This is a genomic window from Haloferax sp. s1, from assembly GCF_058382125.1.
Genome location: NZ_JBZRPK010000214.1, coordinates 1 through 2016, shown reverse-complemented (window position 1 = coordinate 2016; position 2016 = coordinate 1). Strand labels below are relative to the sequence as shown.

The 2016-nt window shown below is 62.0% G+C and carries 1 protein-coding gene and 1 pseudogene; both read right to left on the bottom strand.

The features are described 5' to 3' along the window. Nucleotides 1-630, bottom strand: a pseudogene (locus QT222_RS01820) (hypothetical protein); the annotation flags it as partial. After that, nucleotides 627-1745, bottom strand: coding sequence for an ABC transporter substrate-binding protein (locus tag QT222_RS01815; RefSeq protein ID WP_491476118.1), 1119 nt, complete (start codon nucleotides 1743-1745; stop codon nucleotides 627-629). The pseudogene QT222_RS01820 and the gene QT222_RS01815, both read right to left, overlap by 4 nt. Nucleotides 1746-2016: the final 271 nt, after the last annotated feature.

Genomic DNA, 2016 nt, shown 5'->3' with positions numbered 1-2016 from the left:
GGGGGGGGGGGGGGGGGGGGGGGGGGGGGGGGGGGGGGGGGGGGGGGGGGGGCGGCGGGGGCGGGTGGGGAGCCCGGAGACGGGTGCGACGAACGCGACGACGGGTTCGCCGCTCGCGTCGTACGGTTCGGAAGTCGTCACCGACTGGGACGACGCGAACGTTGTCGCCTTGCCCGTCCACGGCGTGTCGACTGCGTTGAGCGACTGTCCGTTCAGACTGTCAGTCGTACTGGCGACGATGGTGCCGGAGTCGGCATCGACGTAGTGGAGCGACCGAACGTCGCCGGGAAGCCCGATAAGTTTCTGTTCGAGCCACCGTTGATGTTCGGTCGCGTTCGTCCCGTCCGGTTTCTCGTTAATCGATTCAGCGAGGAAGGAAACCGTCGCTTCCCTCGAAACGACCCAGTCGGCGACCGACCGCGCTTCGGTCTCCGCGGCACCGCGAATTTGCGATTTGGTCTGTGAATCGACGACGGATTTAGTGTCGAAGCGGATGTTCGCGCCCGCCGCACCCATGATGAGCACGATGAGGAGGAGGACGAGACCGAACTTCGCCGCGTACCGGCGGCGAATCACGTTCGGGAGCAGTCGCTCCATGGCGGACGTCACCCGCGAGAATGGGTTTTTCATTGGGAACCTCCGGATTCGAAGAATCGCCGTTGGAGCAGTTCGACCTGCGTGACCTCGCCGTCGGTGACGCGCTCAACGAGATACGAACTCAGCGGTTCGAGCGATTCAGTCAGGTCGACACCACTCGATGCGCCCTGATAGTTCAATTCGCGTCCCGCATCGACGAGCGCCCGTACGCGGTCGAACTCGCCGACAGAGACGGTGTGGCCCGTTCCGCTGGAGATGGTCTGAACAGCGTCCGCGATGGCTGGACCGCTCACTTCGCCAGCGTACTCTGCGGCCGCCGCCATGAGGAAAAGGGCGTCGTAGGCGTTCGCAGCGTAGGGTGCGAGCGGTGCAATATCGGAGAGTCGCTGCGTGAGGTCGAAGTAGCCGTCCGTCCGAACCGACGAGAGCGAGGCGCTGTAGAAGCCCTCGTAGTAGGCCGGGAGGTCGCCGCTGAACATTCCCGCCGAGAACACCCACGGTGCGTCGTAGTCGGTGTTCCCGTACGCTTCGAGAATTCCTTTTTCTTGTCCGGGAACGCTGACGAAGCCGACTGCGTCCGGCTCGTCGGCGAAGACCTCATCGAGAACGCCACTGAAGTCGCCTGCTTCGGGGTCGTAGCTGACCTGCGTGACGACCTCAGCGTCGAGGCTCTCTTGAAGCGCAGTTCCGAGGTCCGACCCGAAGGCACCCGTAACGGTGAGAATCGAAACCGTCTCGGCATCGACGTACTGCGGCGAATCGAGAATTTTCGCCATCGCAGTCGCCTGCAGGCTGTCACTCGGAACGGTTCGGCCGAAGTACTTCCGGCCATCTGCTCGTCCGGCATCCGAGAGCCGTGGGTTCGTACTGGCTGGACTAATCTCCATGATAGAGTCCTTCGCCGTCTTGGGGGCGAGCGCCAGTGAGACGTCACTGACGAGGCCACCGACGAACCCAACGACACCAGCGTCGACCAGCGACTGGTACCCCTCGGCGGCGACTTCTACAGAACCCTCCGTATCCACGGCCGTCAGTTCGACGGGCCGGCCGAGGATTCCGCCTGCCTGATTGATATCCTCGACTGCCTGCTCTACGGCGCGTTTTCCGTGCGTTCCGACCTGTTCCAGCGAACCGCTTAACGGTAACATCGCCCCGAACCTGACCGGTTCTCCGGAATCGCCCTGGAACGACCCAACGCACCCGGAGAGCGACCCGAGCATCGCTGCCCCACCAGCGCTGAGAAACGTTCGTCTATCGTACCTGGGAGTCACACCTCGTCGGTGAATCCACCTGTATATAATTTTGGGCCGCCGATTATCACGACCAATATTCTAAACCTAAACATTGTATGTAGTTCAGGTTATAAATAAACAGAGACAAACCACCCTGAAGTGTAATCATCTAGATGTATACTGGCCG